23 protein-coding genes are annotated in these 23,296 nt (G+C 59.2%); 16 read left to right on the top strand and 7 right to left on the bottom strand.

What is annotated here, in order from left to right; all coding sequences use genetic code 11:
* Positions 1-8 precede the first annotated feature (8 nt).
* The 11 genes from ACYCZ5_RS05810 to ACYCZ5_RS05760 all read left to right on the top strand — a co-directional run bounded on the left by ACYCZ5_RS05810 (position 9) and on the right by ACYCZ5_RS05760 (position 13,285).
* A complete protein-coding gene (locus ACYCZ5_RS05810; RefSeq protein ID WP_461543849.1) occupies positions 9-1,814 on the top strand; it encodes an AMP-dependent synthetase/ligase in 1,806 nt (601 codons plus the stop codon).
* Between the two features lie 2 nt (positions 1,815-1,816).
* On the top strand, positions 1,817-2,212 hold the full coding sequence (locus tag ACYCZ5_RS05805; protein WP_461543848.1) for an acyl-CoA thioesterase: 396 nt from the start codon (positions 1,817-1,819) through the stop codon (positions 2,210-2,212).
* A 54-nt stretch (positions 2,213-2,266) separates the two neighbouring features.
* Positions 2,267-3,589: an OmpP1/FadL family transporter gene (locus tag ACYCZ5_RS05800; RefSeq protein WP_461543847.1), complete on the top strand. Its 1,323-nt coding sequence runs from the start codon at positions 2,267-2,269 to the stop codon at positions 3,587-3,589.
* A gap of 68 nt (positions 3,590-3,657) precedes the next feature.
* Positions 3,658-6,153, top strand: a complete 2,496-nt coding sequence (locus tag ACYCZ5_RS05795; protein WP_461543846.1) for a 3-hydroxyacyl-CoA dehydrogenase/enoyl-CoA hydratase family protein — start codon at positions 3,658-3,660, stop codon at positions 6,151-6,153.
* A gap of 64 nt (positions 6,154-6,217) precedes the next feature.
* Positions 6,218-6,988, top strand: a complete 771-nt coding sequence (locus ACYCZ5_RS05790; RefSeq protein WP_461543845.1) for an Abi-alpha family protein — start codon at positions 6,218-6,220, stop codon at positions 6,986-6,988.
* Between the two features lie 200 nt (positions 6,989-7,188).
* Positions 7,189-8,013 carry a delta-class carbonic anhydrase gene (locus tag ACYCZ5_RS05785; protein ID WP_461543844.1) on the top strand — a complete coding sequence of 275 codons (825 nt, stop codon included), beginning with the start codon at positions 7,189-7,191 and terminating at the stop codon, positions 8,011-8,013.
* Positions 8,014-8,171: 158 nt separating this feature from the next.
* Positions 8,172-9,368 carry an acetyl-CoA C-acyltransferase gene (locus ACYCZ5_RS05780; RefSeq protein WP_461543843.1) on the top strand — a complete coding sequence of 399 codons (1,197 nt, stop codon included), beginning with the start codon at positions 8,172-8,174 and terminating at the stop codon, positions 9,366-9,368.
* Between the two features lie 29 nt (positions 9,369-9,397).
* Entirely contained in the window at positions 9,398-9,961 is a 564-nt protein-coding gene (locus ACYCZ5_RS05775) for a chalcone isomerase family protein (RefSeq protein ID WP_461543842.1), read from the top strand.
* 16 nt (positions 9,962-9,977) lie between these two features.
* Positions 9,978-11,195: a hypothetical protein gene (locus ACYCZ5_RS05770; RefSeq protein ID WP_461543841.1), complete on the top strand. Its 1,218-nt coding sequence runs from the start codon at positions 9,978-9,980 to the stop codon at positions 11,193-11,195.
* Between the two features lie 137 nt (positions 11,196-11,332).
* Positions 11,333-11,746 carry a hypothetical protein gene (locus ACYCZ5_RS05765; protein WP_461543840.1) on the top strand — a complete coding sequence of 138 codons (414 nt, stop codon included), beginning with the start codon at positions 11,333-11,335 and terminating at the stop codon, positions 11,744-11,746.
* A gap of 66 nt (positions 11,747-11,812) precedes the next feature.
* Positions 11,813-13,285, top strand: coding sequence for an HD-GYP domain-containing protein (locus tag ACYCZ5_RS05760; RefSeq protein WP_461543839.1), 1,473 nt, complete (start codon positions 11,813-11,815; stop codon positions 13,283-13,285).
* 12 nt (positions 13,286-13,297) lie between these two features.
* Here ACYCZ5_RS05760 and amrS read toward each other — a convergent pair whose 3' ends face one another.
* The 7 genes from amrS to ACYCZ5_RS05725 all read right to left on the bottom strand — a co-directional run bounded on the left by amrS (position 13,298) and on the right by ACYCZ5_RS05725 (position 19,595).
* A complete protein-coding gene (gene amrS, locus ACYCZ5_RS05755) occupies positions 13,298-14,389 on the bottom strand; it encodes an AmmeMemoRadiSam system radical SAM enzyme (protein WP_461543838.1) in 1,092 nt (363 codons plus the stop codon).
* A 12-nt stretch (positions 14,390-14,401) separates the two neighbouring features.
* Positions 14,402-14,953, bottom strand: coding sequence for an AmmeMemoRadiSam system protein A (gene amrA / locus ACYCZ5_RS05750; protein ID WP_461543837.1), 552 nt, complete (start codon positions 14,951-14,953; stop codon positions 14,402-14,404).
* On the bottom strand, positions 14,946-15,746 hold the full coding sequence (gene amrB / locus ACYCZ5_RS05745; protein WP_461543836.1) for an AmmeMemoRadiSam system protein B: 801 nt from the start codon (positions 15,744-15,746) through the stop codon (positions 14,946-14,948). Before amrB ends, amrA begins: the two co-directional genes overlap by 8 nt.
* 74 nt (positions 15,747-15,820) lie before the next feature.
* A complete protein-coding gene (locus ACYCZ5_RS05740; protein ID WP_461543835.1) occupies positions 15,821-17,911 on the bottom strand; it encodes a methyl-accepting chemotaxis protein in 2,091 nt (696 codons plus the stop codon).
* Between the two features lie 91 nt (positions 17,912-18,002).
* On the bottom strand, positions 18,003-18,995 hold the full coding sequence (locus ACYCZ5_RS05735) for a malate dehydrogenase (RefSeq protein ID WP_461543834.1): 993 nt from the start codon (positions 18,993-18,995) through the stop codon (positions 18,003-18,005).
* Between the two features lie 77 nt (positions 18,996-19,072).
* Positions 19,073-19,309 (bottom strand): RNA recognition motif domain-containing protein, encoded by a 237-nt coding sequence (locus tag ACYCZ5_RS05730; protein WP_461543833.1) that lies wholly within the window; start codon positions 19,307-19,309, stop codon positions 19,073-19,075.
* 1 nt (position 19,310) lies between these two features.
* Positions 19,311-19,595 (bottom strand): MarR family transcriptional regulator, encoded by a 285-nt coding sequence (locus ACYCZ5_RS05725; RefSeq protein WP_461543832.1) that lies wholly within the window; start codon positions 19,593-19,595, stop codon positions 19,311-19,313.
* Between the two features lie 238 nt (positions 19,596-19,833).
* Between ACYCZ5_RS05725 and sdhC the strand changes: the two genes are divergently transcribed.
* The 5 genes from sdhC to ACYCZ5_RS05700 are packed head-to-tail and all read left to right on the top strand — an operon-like array spanning position 19,834 to position 23,279.
* On the top strand, positions 19,834-20,208 hold the full coding sequence (gene sdhC, locus ACYCZ5_RS05720) for a succinate dehydrogenase, cytochrome b556 subunit (protein WP_461543831.1): 375 nt from the start codon (positions 19,834-19,836) through the stop codon (positions 20,206-20,208).
* Positions 20,202-20,549: a succinate dehydrogenase, hydrophobic membrane anchor protein gene (gene sdhD, locus ACYCZ5_RS05715; protein ID WP_461543830.1), complete on the top strand. Its 348-nt coding sequence runs from the start codon at positions 20,202-20,204 to the stop codon at positions 20,547-20,549. The genes sdhC and sdhD overlap by 7 nt, the downstream gene beginning before the upstream one ends.
* Entirely contained in the window at positions 20,549-22,312 is a 1,764-nt protein-coding gene (sdhA, locus tag ACYCZ5_RS05710; protein ID WP_461543829.1) for a succinate dehydrogenase flavoprotein subunit, read from the top strand. The genes sdhD and sdhA overlap by 1 nt, the downstream gene beginning before the upstream one ends.
* A gap of 9 nt (positions 22,313-22,321) precedes the next feature.
* Positions 22,322-23,017, top strand: coding sequence for a succinate dehydrogenase iron-sulfur subunit (locus ACYCZ5_RS05705; RefSeq protein WP_461543828.1), 696 nt, complete (start codon positions 22,322-22,324; stop codon positions 23,015-23,017).
* 13 nt (positions 23,018-23,030) lie between these two features.
* Positions 23,031-23,279: an FAD assembly factor SdhE gene (locus tag ACYCZ5_RS05700; protein ID WP_461543827.1), complete on the top strand. Its 249-nt coding sequence runs from the start codon at positions 23,031-23,033 to the stop codon at positions 23,277-23,279.
* The last annotated feature ends 17 nt before the right edge of the window (positions 23,280-23,296 follow it).

Here is a 23,296-nt window from a genome sequence, read left to right as displayed (position 1 = left end):
AGAGCGCCATGACGACACCAGACAACGTAGACGTGATCACACCTGATCAGGCGGGGACGCTGCACGGTTTGTTCCTTGAGCGGGTAAGGCGCTCGTCGGATAAAGAAGCCTACCGATATTTCGATGCGAACCTGAACGGATGGGTGAGTCTGAGCTGGCGCCAGATGCTGGCAGAAGTGGCGCGCTGGCAGGCGGCGCTGGCCAAGGAAGGTCTGCAAAAAGGCGACCGCGTGGCCTTGATGCTGCGCAACTGTCCGCAATGGGTGATGTTCGACCAAGCGGCGATGTCGCTGGGGCTGGTCACCGTGCCGCTGTATACCGTGGACCGCGCCGAGAATATCGCCTACATCGTGAACGATGCGCAGGCCAAGGTGTTGCTGTTCGAGACTGCCGAGCAATGGCAGGAATTGAACGCGGTGAAATCGCTGATGCCCAGTGTGCAGCGTTTCATCTCACTGGACGAGGTAAAGAGCGATGACTCGCGTCTGATATCGGCAGCGCATGCCTTGCCGTCTGCCGCCGAGTTGCAAGCGCCCGTGCCGTGCGAGATGGGCGAACTGGCCAGCATCATCTATACCTCCGGCACCACCGGCAAACCGAAGGGCGTGATGCTGAGTCACCGCAACATGCTGAGCAACACACACTCCGCGCTGGGCACCTTTGCGCTCTACAACGACGATCTGCTGCTGTCCTTCCTGCCGCTGTCGCATACCTTCGAGCGCACCTGCGGTTATTACCTGCAAGTGATGACCGGCGCGACAGTCGCCTACGCGCGTTCCATCCCCTTGCTTTCCGAAGACCTGCAGACCATACATCCCACCATCCTGATCTCAGTGCCGCGCATCTACGAGCGCATCTATTCCGCCATCAGCGCCAAGCTGGAAGAGGGGCCGCCGCTGCGCAAGAAACTGTTCCATCTGGCGGTCGAGGTGGGCTGGGCGCGCTTCGAGCACGAACAGGGACGCGGTCCGTGGAAGGCCTCATTCCTGCTGTGGCCGCTGCTGGACAAGCTGGTGGCGAAGAAGCTGCTGGCGCGCCTGGGCGGTCGATTGCGCACGGCGGTCACCGGCGGTGCGGCGCTGGATGCCGACATCTCCCGCATGTTCGTCGGCCTCGGTCTGCCGGTGGTGCAGGGCTACGGTTTGACCGAGACCAGCCCCATCGTCACCGGCAATCATCTGGACAATAATTTCCCGGACAGCGTGGGCCAGCCGATCCGCGATGTGCAGATCAAGCTGGGCACGCAGAACGCGCTGCTGGTGAAAGGCCCGAACGTGATGATGGGCTACTGGAACAATCCGGAAGCGACCAAGGCGATGATAGATGCCGACGGCTGGCTCAACACCGGTGACATCGCGCGCATCAGCGAGACCGGCCACGTCTACATCACCGGTCGTCTGAAAGAGATCATCGTGATGGCCAACGGCGAAAAGATCCCGCCGGCCGATATGGAAGCGGCCATCCTGCACGATCCGCTGATCGATCAGGCGATGATCCTCGGTGAAGGCAAACCCTATCTGGTCGCGCTGGTGGTGCTTAACCCCGTGGTGTGGCCGGACATCGCGGCCAAGGTCGGCGTGCGGCCCGACATGCCGGAATCGCTCACCGACAGCAACGTGGAAGCAAAATTGCTGCGCCGTATCGCGCGCAACATCCGTGCCTTCCCCGGCTATGCCAAGGTCAACCGCGTGTTGTTACTGACCGAACCGTGGACCATAGACAACGGCCTGCTCACACCAAAACTGAGCATGAAACGCGACAAGATCGTGGCGAAGTTCGCGCGCGAGATCGATGCACTCTACGAAGGACACTGAGCATGAACACCCCCGTCACCTCATTGCCCGACCGTGAACCGACTCTGCGCGTGGCGGCCATGCCGTCCGACGCCAACTACACCGGCGACATCTTCGGCGGCTGGCTGATGGGACAGGTGGACGTCGCCGGCAGCATCCCTGCCGTGCACCGCGCCAAAGGGCGGGTGGCGACCGTGGCGGTGAATTCCTTCGTGTTCAAGCAGCCGATCTTCGTCGGCGACATCGTGAGTTTCTATACGAAGATCGTCAGAACCGGCAACACATCCATCACCGTGGATGTGGAAGTCTATGTGCAGCGCGACCCGGAGAATCCAACCTGTCATCAGGTGACGGAGGCGCAGCTTACCTATGTAGCGGTGGGCGAGGATCGCAAACCTCGGCCGTTGCCGGCGGTTTAGTTGGGTTGTGGGAAGGCAGGGATGGGTACTTTTTCAACGATCAGGGAGAAAAAAATGATGATCCTCAGGAAATCGAAGGTTGGAGCGGTGGTGTCCGGCGCATTGATGTTGATGGCAGGTCAGGTGTATGCATCCGGTTTTGCGCTGATCGAGCAGGGCAGCGGACTGGGTAATGCATTCGCCGGCGGGGCGGCGTCTGCGGAAGATGCCGCGACAGTCTTTTACAATCCCGCCGGTATGTCGCGCCTGGACGACTCGCAGATCTCCGTCGGCGGCGCGTTCATCAAACCTTCCGCACAGTACAGCGGAACGATATCCGGTCTGTCTCCACTCCAGACGGCAGGCACGGGCACGGGGGGCGATGCCGGCGGCATGGCATTCGTGCCCAACATGTATTACACCCGTCAGATCGACGACAAGATGCATGCCGGGATCGGGATCAATGCCCCGTTCGGTTTGCAGACTGACTACGACGCGACCTGGATGGGGCGCTTCCAGGCGGTCAAATCCAAGATTCAGACCATCAACCTGAATCCATCGATCTCCTATGACGTGAGTGATGCGCTCAGTGTCGGTGCGGGCTTGAGCTACCAGCACATTTCCGGCGAGCTGACAGGTGTGACGAATTACAGCGCTGCCATCTTCCAGGCGACTGCGGGTGGCACAATCATTCCGAACCTGGAAGGACTCAGTACCATGACGGGGAGCGACAGCGGTTGGGGGTATAACTTCGGGGCATTGTTCAAGCTGGATCTGCAAACACGCATAGGCGCGGCTTACCGTTCCCAGATCAAATACAAGCTCACCGGAAATGTGACTTTCGCCGATCGTCCGGCACTGCTGGCCGCCGCGCTGCCGGACCAAGCTGTCACGCTTGACATCACCATGCCGGATTCCTTCTCCATGAGCGCGGTGCACCAGTACGGCGACAAGCTGGAAGTGATGGCCGATGCGACCTGGACCGGCTGGAGCGTGTTCAAGACGCTGGATGTGAAGAAGACAGACGGTACGTCGCTGGGCGCCGCGACTCCTGAGAACTGGAAAGACACTTGGCGCGTTTCCGTCGGTACCAGTTATCACTACAACGAGCAGTGGACCGCGCGTGCAGGGCTTGCCTTCGACCAGACGCCGGTGTCGGATGCTTACCGTACCGTGCGTATCCCGGATGCCGACCGCACCTGGCTGGCGCTGGGCGGGCAGTACAAGCCTGATGCTGCCAGCACGCTGGATTTCGGCTACGCCCACCTGTTCGTCAAGAGCGGCGTGATGAACCAGAGCGCGGCGGCCAATCCGGAGTTGAGCGGCAAAGGCTATCTGGTCGGAAGCTACAGCAACAGCGTCGATATCGTGAGTGTGCAGTACGGCTACAAGTTCTAACTGGTAGGTCATGAACGGCGGGGCGTGAGCCTCGCCGTTTTCACTGCTTAATGATTGAGGGGAATGCGATGGGCAATCATCTGAATATCCGCAAAGTCGCCGTGCTCGGTGCCGGTGTGATGGGTGCGCAGATCGCCGCGCATCTGGTCAATGCCAATGTCGAGACGCTGTTGTTCGAACTGCCCGCAAAAGAGGGCGACGCGAACGGCAATGTGAACAAGGCGCTGGCCGGTTTGAAGAAACTCGAACCCGCACCCATCTCATCACCATCGCGCATCAGCTACATCGAAGCGGCGAATTACGAGCAGCATCTGGACAAGCTGCGCGAGTGCGACCTCATCATCGAGGCCATCGCCGAACGCATCGACTGGAAGTCCGATCTGTACCGCAAGGTGGCCCCGTTCGTGAACGCGCGTGCCATCTTTGCCACCAACACCTCGGGCCTTTCCATCAACACTTTGGCTGAAGCCTTCCCCGAGGCGCTGCGCCACCGTTTCTGCGGCATCCATTTCTTCAACCCGCCGCGCTATATGCATCTGGTGGAGCTGATCCCGTGCAAGGGCACGGAAGCGGCCCTGCTCGACCAGCTGGAGACCTTCCTTGTCTCCACGCTGGGCAAGGGCGTGGTGCGCGCCAAGGACACCCCCAACTTCATCGCCAACCGCATCGGCGTGTTCTCCATGCTCGCCACCAAGCACCATGCGGCCGCGTTCAACCTCGGCTTCGACATGGTGGATGCGCTCACCGGGCGCTATCTCGGCCGCCCCAAGAGTGCCACCTTCCGCACGCTGGATGTGGTCGGTCTGGACGTGTTCGCGCACGTGGTCAACACCATGCGAGAGAACCTCACCGAAGACCCGTGGCACAAACATTTCGAACTGCCGGGTTGGTTCCAGTATCTGGTCGACCAGGGCTCGCTCGGGCAGAAGAGCAAGCGCGGCATCTACCAGAAGATCGGCAAGGAGATCCACGTGCTCGATCTGCACACGCGCGAATACAAACTCTCCGATGCCAAGGTGGACGACGGTGTGAAGGAGATCCTGCGCGAACGCGACTGGGCGAAGAAATTGGCCGGCCTGCGCAACAGTCAGCATCCGCAGGCACAGTTCCTGTGGTCGGTGTTTCGCGACGTGTTCCATTACTGCGCGCTGCATCTGGAAGCCATCGCCGACAACGCGCGCGACCTCGACTTCGCTGTGCGCTGGGGTTTTGGCTGGGACAACGGTCCGTTCGAGATATGGCAGGCGGCGGGCTGGACGCAAGTCACCGGCTGGATCGCCGAAGACATCGCCGCCGGCAAGGCGATGGCGGACAAACCGTTGCCGGTGTGGGTCGCCGATCCCACGCGCAGCGGCGTGCATACGGCGCACGGCTCTTATGCCCCGGCCACGCGCGCGATGGTGCCGCGCTCCGCACTATCCGTCTACCTGCGCCAGCCCTATCCGGACCACCTGCTGGGCGAAGTGCGCCAGTACGGTGAGACCGTGTTCGAGACCGACGAGGTGCGCCTGTGGCACACCGGCGACAGTATCGCCATCCTCAGTTTCAAAACCAAGATGCACACCGTCAGCAACGAAGTGCTGGACGGCATCCTGCGCGCGGTGGACGAGGCCGAGGCGCATTTCTCTGCGCTCATACTGTGGCAGAGCGAGCCGCCGTTCTCGGCGGGCGCGAACCTGCTGCAACTCATGCAGGGCGTGCAGGAGACACCCGACACCGGCCTGTTCGGCAAGCTCAAGGGCGCGGTGAATCGCGTCAAATACACCGCAGCGGGCGGTGGGGGTGTGGGCGACATCCTCAACGCCGCCACCGGCAACGTGCCCAAGGTGGAAACCGTGGTCGCCAAGTTCCAGCAGACCTCGATGCGATTGAAATACGCGCAGATCCCTACCATCGCTGCCGTGGACGGCTTGGCACTCGGCGGCGGCTGCGAATTCTCCATCCATTGCTCGCGCATCGTCGCCACGCTGGAAAGCTACATCGGTCTGGTTGAAGTCGGCGTGGGTCTGTTGCCCGCAGGCGGTGGCTGTAAGGAGATGGCACAGCGCGCCTCGCAGGAAGCACAGCGCTACTCCAGCGACAACCGCATCGACATCTTCCCCTTCGTGCGCCGCTACTTCCAGCACATCGCCATGGGCGAAGTCGCCAAGAGTGCCGAGCTGGCAAGAGAGATGGGTTACCTCAGACCGTCCGACCGCATCGTGATGAACCGATTCGAACTGCTGCATATCGCCAAGGAAGAAGCCAAGGCACTCAACGCCACGGCGTATCGTCCGCCGCTGCACCAGCACCAGATCATGGTCGCCGGCCGCACCGGCACCGCCACCCTCAAAGCCGCCATGGTCAACATGCTCGCTGGCGGCTTCATCTCCGAACACGACTACGACATCGGCTGCCGCGTCGCCGACACGCTATGCGGCGGTGATGTGGAAGCGGGTTCGCTGGTGGATGAACAATGGTTGCTCGACCTAGAGATCAAGCATTTCATGGAACTGCTGGCGACCGACAAGACGCAGGCGCGCATCGAGCATATGTTGAAGAGTGGGAAGCCGTTGAGGAACTGATAGAAATTTGAAGGTCAGACTACGATGCAAGCAGGGTTGTGGCGTTGATAAAGTGAGGCTATTTATGGCGAATAAAGAAGATCAGAGCGTTGATGTGTTCGGTCTAAAACCGGTATCTAACTCAATTGAGAAAATTACTGATGGAGTTGTGGATGCTGCGAGAGCTTTTTTAGGTCGGATTTGTCTTCCAGCGTCTGAGGAGTTTGGCCTGCTGCTTCAAGATCATGTGAAGGCTTGGCGTGCATCTAGAGCAACACTTCTTGCCAAGAAAGCGGAAGAAAAGGTAAAGCTGCACTATGGCGATGCACCTGTTGCAGTTCAACCTAGGATTGCTCACGACGTTTTTGAGGAGGGTTCTTGGATTCAAGACGAGGTTGTTCATGATATGTGGTCGGGACTATTGGCATCTGCGTGTAGTAAGGAGGGGGGAGATGATAGTAATGTAATTTTCATTGGAATTCTTAAGCAGCTTACGTCACTACAGGTTCGAGTTCTTCGGTTCGCAATAGAGAGTGCTGATAAGTATGTTTCAAGAGCAGGTTGGCCATATGCAGAAAAAATTCTTTGCCCGATAGATGATGTTAAAGCGGTTTGTGGAACGAGTGATGTGATTCGGATTGACAGGGAATTGGATCATCTTCGATCTCTGGACTTAATTAGCGGGGGCTTCGCCCCCGACTCTTCTGATGCAGATTTAACACCTTCACCTTTGGCACTAAACCTTTACGTTCGAGCAGAGGGATTTCCTGGAACCCCCGTTGAATACTGGGAATTGAAGTGCAAGTTTGTGCCAAACAATAGTGATATGAGCGATATGAGGGCGGCATCGCAATAATATTTGTAGTTTCGTAGGTCGGGATAGCGCTGCGTAACCCGACCTACGTTCTCCCTGCTGCGCGCAACTATATTAGTCATTTCTAAAGCGCCAACTTTCTCCTTTCTTTGCTTGTAGAATCACGCCCCGACATCGCACTGTCAGGTAGTCCACATAATAAGACGCGGTATTTTTCCAACGAACATTAGGGTGAGATGCAAATGACGAGATTCAGGGAGAGTTGTGCAGGTTTGATGGTGGTATTGGGGTTGGCTTCGGGCAGTGCGTTGGCGAGTGATCACGGTAGCGAGCATGGGCATGATGCGCATCATGCTGCCGCTGCGTCGGCATGTACCGGCTTCGGTCCGCAGACACCGCGCGATATCGACAGCAAGAGCGGTGACAACAAGGTGACGTTCAAGGCGGCTCCGGCGGCATCCGAGATGCATCTGTGCAACATCCACTTCCACGAAGGTGCGGAACACAAGTCCAAGGACTTCTCAATCTACACCGGCGAAGGCCACGAAGGTTATGGCAGCGGTTATCAGTGCAACCTCAGCAAGAAGCTGAGCAAGGCCGAGAAGGCATGGTCCGGCGAGGGCGTGTGCAAGAGCGCACACGGCGAGCTGAAGCCCGGCGACACCATCGAGGTGCACTATGTCCACACGACTTGCGATGTGCCCGGCGGCAAGGGTCTCGGTTCCTGCGTGTCTGCGAAGTGCGCGAATCCCGAGTTGCGCGTAGAGACTCAGGTGTACACACTGGTGGCCGAGGGCGGTCTGGATTTCAACCAGATCCAGTCGGCTTCCGCACTGCCGACCGATACCGGCAAGCCTGTCGAGTTCATGGGTTCCACCACCGGTCCGAAGTACAACGAGAGCGCCTGTTCCGAGTATCAGGTGACCTGGAGTGTGCGTCCGCAGTGTGCCAAGGTGAACATCAAGACCGTGGGCGAATGGTGCAAGGGCAACAAGTATGAAGAAGACCACGCACACGGCGTGCGTCAGTTGGTCAAATCTCCGGCACTTTTGTCCGAGATCAAGTAATGGCTGAATCAGCGGTGCGCTAGCGCGCCGTTTTGCAAACGAACGCCCCCTCAGACGAGGGGGCGTTCGCATTTCCGTCTCTAGATTTACCACAGAGGGGCGCTGACGTATGATGCAGACGACACCCCGCATACCAACTTCATCCGCAGGAGCGAGCCATGAGCAAACAAGTTCAGGAAGCCTATATCGTCGCTGCCACCCGTACGCCGGTGGGCAAGGCGCCGCGCGGTATGTTCCGCAACACGCGCCCCGACGATCTGCTAGCGCATGTGCTGAAGAGTGCGCTGGCGCAGGCGCCGTCGCTCGATCCGGCCAGCATCGGCGATGTGATCGTGGGCTGCGCGATGCCGGAGGCTGAGCAAGGCATGAACGTGGCGCGCATCGCGCTGCTGCTGGCGGGCATTCCGAACACGGTGCCGGGCATGACGGTGAACCGTTTCTGTTCTTCCGGTGTGCAGGCAGTCGCCATGGCGGCGGACCGCATCCGTCTCGGCGAGGCTGATGTGATGCTGGCAGCCGGTGTGGAGAGCATGAGCATGGTGCCGATGATGGGCAACAAGGTGGCGTTCAATCCGGCCATCTTCGAGGACGAGCATGTGGGCATCGCCTACGGCATGGGGATGACTGCGGAGAAGGTGGCGGAGCGCTGGAAGGTGTCGCGCGAGGCACAGGATACCTTTGCTTTGCAGAGCCATTTGCGTGCCATTGCGGCGATCAATAACGGCGAGTTCGCGGACGAGATCACGCCCTATCAGATCACGGAGCATGTGCCGGACATGCATAGCCGCGACGTGAACGTGATGGCACGCATGGTCGCGCAGGACGAAGGCCCGCGCGCGGACACCTCGCTGGAAGCACTGGCGAAGCTGAAGACGGTGTTCGCGCTGAAGGGCTCGGTGACGGCGGGCAATAGTTCGCAGATGTCGGACGGGGCGGGCGCGGTGCTGTTGTGTTCGGAAGCGGCGCTGAAGCGTTTCAACCTCACGCCTATCGGCAAGTTCCTCGGTTTCTCAGTGGCGGGTGTGCCGCCGGAGATTATGGGCATCGGCCCCAAGGAGGCGATTCCGCGTGCGCTGAAACAGGTCGGGTTGTCGCTCAACGATATGGACTGGATCGAGTTGAATGAGGCTTTCGCCGCGCAGTCGCTGGCGGTGATCGGCGATGTGGGTCTGAACCCGGACATCGTCAATCCGCTGGGTGGTGCCATCGCCCTCGGTCACCCGCTCGGGGCGACCGGTGCGATCCGCACGGCCACGCTGTTGCACGGTCTGCGTCGTCGTAAACAAAAGTACGGCATGGTGACGATGTGTATCGGCACCGGTATGGGGGCCGCTGGTGTGTTCGAGGCGCTGTGAATGGGTTATATGGATTCGGGAGTAAGAAGATGAAGAAAGTGATGCTGGGCATGGCGGTCTGTTTGCTGTGCATGCCTGTCATGGCGCTTGAGGTTGCGGGCGTCAAGCTGAGTGATACAGCGCAGGTCGGTTCTCAAACACTGGTGCTGAACGGGGCGGGCATACGCACCAAATGGTTCTTCAAGGTCTATGTCGGTGCCTTGTATCTGCCGCAAAAGCAGATGGCTGCGGACATGGTGATCGCCGATGAACACCCCCAGCGCATCGCAATGCATATGCTGCGCGATCTGGGCAGCAGGAAGCTGTACGGCGCCTTCAACGAGGCCATACAGGCGAACCATGATGGCGCTGAATTGAAGGCGATGAAGGCGCAACTCATGTTGATGGCCGACATCTTCAACGAGATCGGCGAGGCCAAGCAGGGGGATGTCATCACGCTCGATTACCAACCGGCCGCTGGCACGCGGATCAGTTTGAACGGCAAGGTGTACGGCAATATCGCAGGCGCGGCGTTCAAGCGCGCGTTGTTGAAGATATGGTTGGGCAACAAGCCTGCACAGGATGATCTGAAAAAGGCGATGCTCGGTGGTTGATACGGTGTCGGCAGATATGGCAAGGGAACATTTCGATGTCGACCAGGATTTCATCGTGCATCTGAACGGCGAATGTCTGGACTGGGCGGGCATGGATGCCGAGGCTTTGCAGGGTGAGCTGAAGGCGCAGGGCGAAGATTGGTACGGCTTGGTGAGCGAACGGTGTCCGCATCTGTTCGCGGCGGCACCGGTCTTCATCAGCGATCAGCAGTTGCAGCAGATGCAGCAAGTCATCGCAGCGGCAGAGCAGGCGCTGGGGCCCTCGGATAAAGATGCGCCGCTCGGTGTGTTCTACGGCTACGACTTCCATCTCAATACGCAGGGTGTTCATCTGATCGAGATCAACACCAACGCGGGCGGAGCTTTCCTGAATGCTCTGCTGATCGATAGTCAGCGAACTGCCAAGCTGTACGGCGAGGCGGTAGGCGAGACTGATATGGAGCAGGCATTCATCGGCATGTTCCGCAATGAATGGCGTCGGGTGCATGGCGACATACCGCTGCAGACGGTCGCCATCGTCGATGAGCAACCTGAGTCGCAATATCTCTATGCGGAATTCCTGTTGGCGCAAAAACTGTTCAAACGTGCAGGCATCTCCGCTTTCATCGCCGACCCGGCGCAACTGGAGGCGCGAGAGGACGGCTTGTATCGGGAAGGTCGTCGCATCGATCTGATCTACAACCGCCTCACAGATTTTGATCTGACGCGGCATGTGCATTTGCGGGAGGTGTGGGAACGGCAGCAGGTGGTGTTGACGCCCGGGCCTGCACATCATGCGAAATATGCGGACAAGCGCAAGCTGGCCTGGCTGACCGATGCCGCAGCATTGCGTGGCGCTGGCGTGGCGGATGAAGTCATCCTGACTTTGCAGCAAGGCATCCCGCACACTGAGATCGTGCGCGCTGAGGATGCGGAACATTGGTGGTCTATCCGCAAGGAATGGTTCTTCAAGCCGGTGAGCGGTTACGGCAGCAAGGGTACCTATCGCGGTGACAAGATGACCAAGCGGGTGTTCGAAGAGGTGATGCAGGCTGATTACATCGCGCAGCAGTTGGCGGTGCCCGGCGAGCGCAAGGTTTGTTCGGGTGACGAGTCCGTGTCATTGAAATATGACGTGCGTTGCTATGTGTATGCCGGTCGTCTCCAGATGATCGCTGCCAGACTCTATCAGGGGCAGACCACGAATTTCCGCACAGCGGGCGGGGGCTTCGCGCTGGTGCGGGTGATTTTATGATTCACATAGAATCAATAGGATAGGCGGGTGATATAGGCTGTTGCATAGGCCGATATATAGGCCTTTCGGCATATTGTATCGGCCGTTTCCGCCGCGCAGAATGACCATCCCATCTGGTCTTTTGCAGGAGGCACATCATGTGGAAACAGGTCGGCAATACGCTTCAGCGCAACATCCCCACCATAGAACGTTTCGACGGCATCCGTGCTATCCAGTCGCACCTCAATCAACGCTTCCAGGTGGAAGCGTATGTTCAGGGCTACTCGTCTGACAAGCCTGTTCTGCCGGATGATTGTTGTAGAGACTGCATGGTCGGCAAATGGCTGCACGGCGAGGGTGGCAAGCACTGTACGGACGTGGCCTTGCTGAATGACCTGCATGAAAGCTGTTATGAGTTCCACGAAGCCGCGTCGCAGGCATTGCTGCTGGTCGAACTAGGCAAGCGTGAAGCTGCGATGACCATCGTGCGCGGTAGCCGATTCTTCAAGGACGCTTCGGATCGCTACCAGTCGAATCTGGCCAAACTCCACTTGTCGTTCGAGATGGCATAGCCCCATCCCTTTTGCCGTTGAGGAACACCCATGCGGGGGTGTCGCGATACGGATAAGGGGGAGATCATGGATATCGCCACCAAACATCCCAAGCACGTTTCCCCCGGTTGGCTCAACTGGGGGTTCCAGTTGAGCCATGCAGATCTGCCTATGTGCCGGGAGCAACTACGCACACGCATGGAGATGTACCCGGCGATGGTGCTCGGGCAGATGGGCGTGCAGCTATTGTTTGTATGGCTGTACTGGGAGTTGGGTCACCATGATTTTATGATCTTGTGGTTGTCCGCCTCTTTCGCGCTGCATTTGGTCGAACTGTCTAAGTGGAGAAGAGACAGGCATAGCCTTTCAGCGCTGGATCAGTGCCGCGACTGGCATCAGCATTTCACTGTCTTTGCACTCGCCTCCGGCTTGTTGTGGGGAGCTGCGGCAGTCGTGTTCTTTCCGCATGACCTTTTCAATCAGGGCATTATGATCAGCATCATGGTCGGGCTGGTCGCTGTGTCGGTGACATTGAACCCAGTACATCCGCCTGCTTCCGTCACCTATCTGGGCGGCATCATGCTGCCGCTGATGGCGCGCGTGGCCGCCGAGAATGATGCCCTGCACTGGAAGATCGCCGGCATGTTGCTGCTGTTCAGTATGGTTGTGTTGTTCTCCGGCCGGGTATTGACGCGAAACTACAGACGCGTGTTGCAGCAACGCTTCGAGAATGAAACCTTGCTTCGGGAATTGGAAGCTCAGAAGAACCTCAACGAGGAGGCACGCTACAGATTGGAATTGGCGAACGCTGAATTGCGCCAGCACGAGGAAAGATTGGAAAGCATGGTGCGCGAGCGTACCTCCGAACTTCGTCAGCGCACGGATGAGATCGGGCTGATCAAGGATGCGACCATCCTCGCACTGTCATCACTGGCTGAGACGCGTGACAACGAGACCGGCAATCACATACGGCGCACCCAGCACTATATTCGTCTGCTGGCACAGCACTTGCGGGGGCATTCCAGGTTCAAAGACTTCCTGACCGAGGAGAACATCGAGCTGCTGTTCAAGTTGGCACCGCTGCATGATGTGGGCAAGGTTGGCATCCCGGATCACATCCTGCTGAAGCCCGGGAAACTTACCGATGAGGAGTTCGAGATCATGAAGCAGCATGCGCTGCTTGGCGGCAATGCTATTGCGGCGGCCGAGAGTGAAGTCAATATCCAGAGCCATTTCCTGCGTATCGCCCGACAGATCGCGGTCGGCCATCACGAGAAATGGGATGGCAGCGGTTATCCCTTCGGTCTGAGCGGCGAGGACATCCCCATACCGGCCAGACTGATGGCGCTGGCGGATGTCTATGATGCCGTGTCATCAAGGCGCGTGTACAAGCATGCTATCCATCACGATGAGGTGGTGAAGATCATCGAGGCGGGTAGCGGCACGCACTTCGATCCGGATATCGTAGCGGCCTTCAATATGATCAAGCATGAGTTCGCGGCTATTGCCGAGAAATTCTGTGACGCTGTGCCTGACGGTGCGCAGGCATCTTTGATCTGAGCAGGTAAGAGTTCAGCGCCTGATGCGGACGGGGATGCGCCGTGTGCCGGGCTGGCTTTGATATATGCCGAAACGTCCGGCTAGCAGTTCGCCGCAATGCGGGCAGCTGCCTTGCGCGGTGAGCCGATAGTCGCGGATCTCATACCAATCCCGCACGATGAGCGCCTGTTTGCAGCTGGCGCAGTGCGTCGTTCCTCCTGCGGTATCATGCACGTTCCCCGTATACACATGGTGCAGGCCGGCTGCATGGCCGATGCGTCTGGCTTCCGATAGCTTCAAGGCCGGCGTGGCCGGAATGTCCGTCATCTTGTAATCGGGATGGAAGGCGGTGAAGTGCAGCGGCACGTCCGGCCCGAGTTCTTCAGCGATCCATTCGCACATCTTGCCGATCTCGTGGGCGCTGTCGTTGTATCCCGGGATCAGCAGGGTGGTCAGCTCCACCCATACGTCGGTTTCCTTGCAGAGATACTGCAAGGTCTCCAGCACCGGCCCGAGATGTGCGCCGGTCTGCTTGAAATAGAATTCGTCGGTAAAGGCTTTCAGGTCGACGTTGGCAGCGTCCATCTTCGCGTAGAAATCGATCCTGGGCTGTGCATGGATGTAGCCGGCCGTCACGGCGACCGTCTTGACGCCGACCGCATGGCAGGCGTCCGCCACATCCATCGCGTATTCGGCAAATATCACCGGGTCGTTGTAGGTGAAGGCGACACTCAGGCAGTCCAGATCGAGCGCCGTGCTGGCGATGGCTTGCGGTGTGGCCTGATCGGCGAGCTTGTCGAAACTGCGCGCCTTGGAGATGTCCCAGTTCTGGCAGAACTTGCAGGCGAGGTTGCAGCCCGCCGTGCCGAACGACAGGATGCGACTGCCGGGGTAGAAATGGTTGAGCGGTTTCTTTTCGACAGGATCCACACAGAATCCGGAGCTGCGGCCGTAGGTGGTGAGCACCATCGCATCGTCGATGCGGCCCCGTACGAAGCACGCGCCGCGTTGCCCTTCTTTCAGCTTGCAGTCGCGCGGACACAGATCGCACTGGATGCGGCCGTCATCCAGCCGGTGCCAGTAGCGGGCAGGGTAGCGTTCGTCGATGCTGATAGCCTCATCCATCTCAAGTGCTCCTTATGCGCCTTCGCTGTATTTGCGCACGCTGTAACGGGACAGGCGGATGTCGTCGGACCAGAAGTCGGCGGGCAACCCCGCCTTCTCTTTCAGATTGCCGATGAAGCCGACCGGCTCCGGTAATTGCGCCCATACCTGCGGCAGATAGGTGGCGCGGCTGCGGCCATACTCAAGGATCACGCCGTCCTGACCGGGATGGAGTTGCGCCAAGGCATCTTGCTCGCTCTTGAAGCTGATGGGTTCGGGTGGGCTGAGTAATGAGACTTCGATCTGCACTTCTGCGAACTCTTCTTTGCTCAACGGCGGGAAGCGCGGGTCGCGGAATGCAGCAGCCACGGCGTTGTGACGCACATCGTCGATCAACGGACGGTGTGCTTCCAGGCTGCCGATGCAACCGCGCAAACGGCCGTGCAAATTCAACGTCACGAAGGTCGCCCCCTCTTGCACCAGCCAGTCGCTGGACGGCAGGTCGTGCGAGTCGAAACCGAGTTCGCGGGCGATGGCGGCGCGCGCCAGTCGCAGCAAAGTCAGTCCGTGATCTTCTTCATTCATGGTTGCTCTCCTCACAAAAGGCAAAAGCCGCGTAGCCGACCACGCCATCGCGCGGCCCGGCAGTGTCGCCCGAGTTGCGCAGGTCGAGCAGATGCGGGGTGAGGTGATGCCGGCGTGCGGCAAGCAGCAGGCCGTTGATCGGCGTCGCGCCGCATGCCTCGTCATGCGTGATGTCGGGACGCAGCTTGAGGATGTCTTTAGCGGTCTTCTGGTCGATCAGTTTGGATACTTCATATGGCAAGTAGTGAGAAAGGTCAGAACTGATCACGATCAGGGTCTCTGCGCCGCCCCAGATCAACTGCAAAACTTCCGCGACTTCCTGCGCGCTGGCATCCCCGACGGCTAGTGGCAACAGGGTGAAATCGTCCAACGCTATCTGCAGGAAGGGTAGTTGCACTTCCAGCGCATGCTCGAAGGCATGCACCGGCGCACTGACGGTGACTTGAGGCAGCGCTGCGATGGCTTGCATGGCATCCGTGTCCAGCCTGACTTGGCCCAGCGGGGTGGAGAAGGAGTCCGCATCCGGCAGGGCCATGCCGTGTACCGGGACGCGGTGGGTCGGGCCCAGCAGGATCACGCGACGGATGCGTGAAGCGACAGTGCGCAGGCTGGCATAGGCGCTGGCGGCAACAGGGCCGGAATACATGTATCCGGCATGGGGGGCGATCAATGCCTTGGGAGTCAGGCTGCTCGCTGCAGGGGTGGCCAGCAAGGCGCGCACATCAGCGGCCAGGATGTTGGCATCGGCCGGATAAAAGGAACCGGCGACAGCAGGCGGACGTATGTTCGGCATGACGACCCCTTGGAGGAATTGCATGCGCCCAGCATAGGACGCAGCGAGGGGTCGTGCAAGCAGGAATTAGTGCACTAATCCCCGGTGTTGTCAGTCATGCCGCACTTGGTCAGCGGATAGCCGGCCTTGCGCAGTTCGACCGCCGATATGGCCAGCTCTTCAGCGGAGGCTTTCGCTTCCGTCGAGGAACTGGCGTTATGTTCCACCAGTGCAGTGATGCGCTCCAGACTTTCGGCGACCTGCTTGCCTGCCGCAGTCTGGTCGCTGGATGCCTTGGCGATATGGTCAACGCGCGAGGCGACATTGACCGAGGCGCTCATGATCTCCTTCAGACCGTCCCCGTTCTTGCGTATCAGATCGATACTCTGGCTCACCTTGCTGACGGAATGTTCCATCGAAGTCACAGCCGTGTCGGATATGGCTGTGATCTCGCCGATGTTGCGCGAGATGTCGGTGGTGCTGTTGGCGGTGCGTTCGGCCAGTTTGCGCACTTCATCCGCAACCACCGCGAAGCCGCGTCCCTGTTCACCGGCACGCGCCGCTTCGATGGCGGCGTTCAATGCCAGCAGGTTGGTCTGGTCGGCGATCTCCTTGATGGTGTCGGCGATGACACCGATACGCTGGATGGCTTGTCCCAGATCGGAGATGGTCTTGCTGGAAGATTGCACTGTGCTGGCGACCTCGCCGGTCGCTTCGATGCTCAGTTCCATGTTGCGGTTGTTCTCCTCCACGATGCGCTGCATGGCTTTGGCATCCTGCAGGGAATCGTTCGCCATGTGGGAGACCTCCTCGACCGACTGGCTGAACTGCTCCATGGTGCGGGTGATCTGCTGGATGTTGTCGCGCTCGTTCATGGCATTGTCCGCCACGGTACTCACGCGCTGATCCAGCTCGGTGATGCGCCCCTGTATCTTCTTCACCGGTGTGACGATCTCGTCCACCGTGGTACGCAGATAGGTCTGCATGGTCTGGATCTCGCACAGCAGTTGTCCCATCTCATCGCGCGTCGAGATGTCCAGATGGCCGTCCAGATTACCTTCCATGATGTTGCGGAACTCGCTGCGCACGGCGGAAGCCGGTGCGCGCACGTAGCGTTTGACGCAGAAGCCGATGAAGAAATACAGGAACACATGCAGCGCGACCTGTCCGAGGACGGTCTGCATCTCCATTTTGTTGATGCGGGCGTAGTCTGGCGCGAGGTCTATCGTTACATCCGAAGCACCGAGTATGGTGCCTTCCTCGGTCTGGTGGCAGCCGGTACAGTCGGTACCGTGGAAATCCTTGCTGGCCGCATAAGGGGTGATGACGCGCAGGTGGGGGGCGCCCTTGGTATCTTTGCTGAACGTGATGCGAGGTTTCTTGCTGGCGATCACCTCGCGTTGCACATCGTCGCTGATCTGTTCCTCCGGCAGTCCGGGGCCGTACAGGTCGACGACAGGTTGGGTGCGCACCAGTTGCACCGATTGGATGTTCACGCCGGTGCTGATCTTGTGTAGCAGCAGTTTGCGGTTCTCGGTCTCGCTGATCTGGCCGGTGACCATCAACAGGTTGGCGCCGTCGATGATCTCATTGGCGACCTGGGCGCCTTTTTCCTCGGCAAGTATTCTGGATTCCTCGCGCAGGTTGGCCGAGACGAAGATCTGGGCGCCGGCCAGCACGACCACCAGCGACATCTGGATCAGGAATTGCAGCTTGGAGGTGAGCGACCAGTTCTTGAATTTGTAGCGTTCGTAGCGGGAGACGATCTGCTGCCCGCTGTTGCGCAGCGCGGTATACAAAGACTCGGTGGCGGCCACGTCCTCGCGGGAAGGGGGGCGGCGCACCGAGACATAGCCCGTGATGTTACCGCTCTCGATGATGGGCGCCACGTTGGCCTGCACCCAGTAGTGGTCGCCGTTCTTGCAGCGGTTCTTGACCAGTCCGCGCCAGGGGCGCTCTTCCTTCAGTGTGTCCCACAGCCACTTGAATGCCTGCGGCGGCATATCGGGATGGCGCACGATGTTGTGGCTCTTGCCGATCAACTCTTCTCTGGAATATCCGGAGATGTGCACGAAGGCATCGTTCACATAAGTGATGATGCCTTTGGTGTCCGTCTTGGAGATGAGTACCGTTCCGGCCGGGAACGGGGCTTCTTTTTGTGAGACGTACGCGCTCTTGTTCTGCATGCTATGCCTTCCCCCCTGAAGTCTGGCGTTGTAGAGCAGCTATCGGCCTGAATCCCATAAAGTTTAGGGATATTCCGGCCGTGTACGCGTTTCAACCCAGCAGATGCGTCACATGCGAACGTTCTTCCATCAGCTCTTTGTGGCTGTCCATCATGTGTTTGCGACCCAGTTCGTTGATGGCTAGTCCCTGCACGATCTCATAGTGACCGTTGCGGCAGGTCACCGGGAAGCCGTACATCACGCCTTCGGGTATGCCGTAGCTGCCGTCCGAGGGCACGCTCATGGTGACCCAGTCGTTATGGTGCGAACGCAACAGCCAGTCATGCATATGGCTGATGGCCGCATTGGCGGCGCTGGCGGCGCTGGACAGGCCGCGCGCCTCGATCACGGCCGCGCCGCGCTTTTGCACGGTGGGGATGAAATCGCTCTCGATCCAGTCTTCCCAGTTGTTCTGTTTAAGCACATCGATCACTTTGCGGCCGCGAATCTCCGCGTGGGACAGGTCGGGATACTGCGTGCCGGAGTGGTTGCCCCACACCACCATTTTTTTGATGTCCTGTATCGGCTGGAACAGCTTCAGGGAGATCTGGGTGATGGCACGGTTGTGATCCAGACGCATCATCGCGGTGAAGTTGCGCGGGTCGAGATCGGGTGCGTTCTTCATCGCGATCAGCGCGTTGGTGTTGGCCGGGTTGCCGACCACCAGTACCTTCACATGCCGGGCGGCGACCTCGTTGAGGATGCGTCCCTGTTCGGAGAAGATGGCGCCGTTGGCTTCCAGCAAGTCCTTGCGTTCCATGCCTTTGCTGCGCGGTCGGGCACCGACCATCAGTACGACCTCGGTGTCGCGGAAGGCGACACGCGGATCGTCGGTGGTGATGACTTGTTGCAGCATGGGGAAGGCGCAGTCTTCCAACTCCATCGCCACGCCGCGCAACGCCTGCTGCGCGGGTGTGATGTCCAGCAATTGCAGGATGACGGGTTGCTCCCGACCCAGCATGTCGCCGTTCGCGATGCGGAACAGCATGTTGTAACCGATCTGGCCTGCGGCTCCAGTGATGGTGACACGGACGGGCGCTTTCATGGTTTCCTCCTGCGGGGTGGGTGTGGCGGGTATTCTGCCAGTGTTCCGCGTGCAGAGGAAGAAAGCGTTCGGGCGTGTTACTTGGAGACGGGGATGATGAGTGACTTGTGTCCGAAGGAACGGAGGTCGAGCGAGCTGGAGGCGATGCGGGCTTGTTCCATATCGGTCATGGTGGCGAGGACGATATGCTGCGGATTGCTGGGGGCCGGCTCGAAGATATGGACACTCTCCACCTCGCCGTAGGCGCTGAGCGCATGCGTGACGTGCTGCTTGATCTCTTCGTTGCTGCCGAAGTCGGCCAGGTTGATGTTCATATCAGGCCGACTTGGATATGTGAGTGTGCAGCATCTTGACGTAGCGATCGATCAGTTTGCGCGTCTGGCCGGATACGCCCAGCTCGACGCTGCGCCGGTCGCTTTCGCTGCGGGATCGCGTGAGGATGCCCGCTTCGACCAGCGCATGCACGCGGCGCTGGACGGTGGTGGCAGACGATATCTCCATCAATAGCAGGCATTTCAGCGTCAACGGTTTTTCCATGTCTTCGTGATAACCGACCTCGATCACGATGTCGAAATCCTCGTGAGAGCGCAGATGTGGCATACGACCCTTTTCGAATTCCCTGATTGTTTTTAGTTTTTTGAACGCAGTCATGGGTTTGCATTTTCTTCGAATGTAAAGTTATAGCAAGGTCGATTACATATCATTTTGGCGTCTATTGTGAGCGGCCTAATGTGAGCATTAGAAAATTCAATACTCATTACCGGGTGCCGTATTGATATCTAAACCCGTTGCATCGGGTGTAACATTGAGGCACTCGATCTTGGTAGTGGAAAAGGATATGAACAAGACACGCCCCAAACATCTTGCACTGCATAAGATCAAGTTGCCGTTAGCCGGCTACGTCTCCATCCTGCACCGTGTCTCCGGTGCGATCCTGTTTCTGGCTTTGCCCCTGTTGCTTGCCATGCTGGACCAGAGTTTGCGCTCCATCGAGACTTTTACCAACCTTGCGGAGTATCTCGATCATGCGCTGGTGAAGCTGGCGCTGATCGGAATGTTGTGGGCATTCCTGCATCATTTCTTCGCGGGGCTGCGTTATCTGGCGATAGACCTGCATCTGCTGCACGGACTGTCCGGTGCGCGCGCCAGTAGCCGCTGGGTGTTGGCGGTGAGTCTGGCATTGACCGTTGTCATGGGGGTGAAGCTATGGTGAACCGTATCGTGACCGGCGCGCATTACGGACTGCGCGACTGGCTGGCCCAGCGCGTCACTGCGGTGGTGATGGCGGTCTATGTGTCGGCTGTGGCCGGTTGGGCATTGTTACAGCCGGCGCTCGGCTATGACGTCTGGACCGAGCTGTTCTCCGGCAACATGATGCGATCCTTATCGCTGCTGTTCCTGCTCAGTCTTTTCTATCATGCATGGATAGGCGTGCGTGACATCGTGATGGATTATGTGAAGCCGGCCAGCGTCCGCTTGCTGATCCATGTGTCGGTCATTCTGGCTTTGATCCTGTATGTGATCTGGGCAGTGCAAATCCTCTGGGGTCTCTGATGGCAATATCGAAAAGAACGTTTGATGTGGTCGTGGTCGGCGCGGGCGGCGCGGGCATGCGTGCGGCGCTCACGCTTTCGCAGGCCGGGCTCAAAGTCGCCGTGCTGTCCAAAGTGTTTCCCACGCGTTCGCACACCGTCGCAGCACAGGGCGGCATCGCCGCTTCGCTGGGCAACGTGAACGAGGACAACTGGCACTGGCACATGTACGACACCGTAAAAGGTTCGGATTATCTGGGCGACCAGGACGCCATCGAATACATGTGCCGTGCCGCGCCGGAAGTGGTGTACGAGCTGGAGCACTTCGGCATGCCGTTCGACCGACTCGACAGCGGCAAGATCTACCAGCGCCCGTTCGGCGGCCATATGCAGGACTACGGCAAGAACCCGGTGCCGCGTGCCTGTGCAGCAGCCGACCGCACCGGCCATGCCTTGTTGCACACGCTGTACCAGCAGAATGTCAAAGCCAACACCAACTTCTTCGTGGAATGGATGGCGCTCGATCTGATCCGCGATCAGGACGGTGACGTGCTGGGTGTGGTGGCGATGGAGATCGAGACTTCCGAAGTGATGATCCTGCAGGCGCGTGCGACCTTGTTTGCAACGGGCGGGGCGGGGCGAATCTTCTCGGCCAGCACCAATGCCTACATCAATACCGGTGACGGCCTCGGTATCGCGGCACGTGCCGGCATCCCGCTGGAAGACATGGAGTTCTTCCAGTTCCACCCGACCGGCGTGCACGGTGCGGGCGTGCTGATCACCGAGGGGGTGCGCGGCGAGGGTGGCTATCTGGTGAACAAGGACGGCGAGCGCTTCATGCCGCGTTACGCGCCGACCGCGAAGGATCTGGCCAGCCGCGATGTGGTGTCACGCGCGATGGCGACCGAGATCAAGGAAGGGCGCGGCTGCGGCCCGCACGGCGACCATGTGCTGCTCAAGCTCGATCATTTGGGCGACGAGGTGATCCGTCACCGTCTGCCGGGCATTCGCGACATCGCACTCAAATTCGCGCATGTCGATCCTTCCAAAGCGCCCATCCCGGTCGTGCCGACCGCGCACTACATGATGGGCGGCATCCCTACCAACTATCACGGCCAAGTGGTCGCGCCGCACGGCACCGGCCCGGATGTGGTGGTGCAGGGCTTCTATGCGGTGGGCGAATGTGCCTGCGTGTCGGTGCATGGCGCCAATCGTCTCGGCTGCAATTCGCTGCTCGACCTGATCGTGTTCGGTCGTGCCGCCGCACGCCAGATCATCGAAGACCTGAAAGCCAATCCGAATCCCAAGCCTTTGCCCGCGGATGCGGCTGACCGCCCGCTGGCGCGCCTGGCACGTCTGGAGAGCCAGAAGAACGGCGAAAGCGTCGCGGAAGTCGGTGACGCGATGCGCAAAGTGATGCAGACGCATTGCGGGGTGTTCCGTTTCCCGGATCTTCTGGCGGAAGGCGTGACCAAGATCCGCGAAGTCGCCGAGCGCGTGAAGACCACCGAGATCAAGGACAAGAGCAAGGTTTTCAACACGGCCCGCGTCGAGGCGCTGGAACTGGACAACCTGATCGAAGTGGCGCAGGCCACCATGACCGCTGCCGAGGCGCGCAAGGAAAGCCGCGGCGCGCATGCACGCGAGGACTTCCCCGAGCGCGACGACAAGAACTGGCTCAAGCACTCGTTGTATTTCAGTGAGGACCGGCGCCTCGATTACAAACCGGTGCGTCTGAAACCGCTGACGGTCGAAACCTTCCCGCTCAAGGCGCGGGTCTACTAGGAGGCGATGATGAGATTCAAGATCTATCGCTACAACCCCGAAGCGGACAAAGCGCCGTACATGCAGGATTACGAGCTCGATCTGCAGGCAGGCGATGCCATGCTGCTCGATGCATTGATGATGTTGCGCCAGCAGGACGACAGCCTCGGTTTCCGAAAATCCTGCCGCGAAGGGGTATGTGGTTCGGACGCGATGAACATCAACGGGCGCAACGGGCTGGCATGTATCACGCCCTTATCGTCGCTCAAGCAGCCGATCGAGATACGTCCCTTGCCGGGACTGCCGGTGATCCGCGATCTGATCGTGGATATGACGCAGTTCTTCAAGCAGTACCATTCGATCAAGCCGTATCTGGTGAACAACGATCCGCCGCCCGAGACGGAACGTTTGCAATCACCCAAGGATAGGGCCGAACTGGATGGCTTGTACGAATGTATCCTGTGCGCGTGCTGTACGACGGCCTGCCCTTCGTTCTGGTGGAACCCGGACAAGTTCGTCGGGCCGTCGGGTCTTTTGCAGGCCTATCGTTTCCTTGCGGATACGCGCGATCAGGATACGGCAGCGCGGCTGGACAATCTGGAAGACCCGTATCGCTTGTTCCGTTGCCATACCATCATGAATTGCGTCGACGTCTGTCCCAAGGAATTGAACCCTACGGAAGCCATCGGCAAGATCAAGGACATGATGGTAAAGAGGATGGTATAAGGATGCGATCCTGATGCTGCCTGTCGATCCGGTTTTTCTGGAGCGGGTGCGCTGGCGTTGCCGGCGTGGCATGCTCGAGATGGACATCCTGCTGGGACGTTTCGTCGCGCAGCGTTATGCACAATTAGACGAGCAGCAGCGCGGAGCCTTTGATGAATTGCTGGACCTGCCGGACACCGACCTGTGGGATTTGGTGCGCGGTGAAAAAGAGCCGGAACAGGCGCGACAGCGCGAAGTGCTGGAATGGTTAAAACAGGTTTGAGAGGGGAAGAGATGAAT

Source organism: Sideroxydans sp., assembly GCF_054604835.1.
This window is presented reverse-complemented; position numbering and strand designations above follow the sequence as displayed.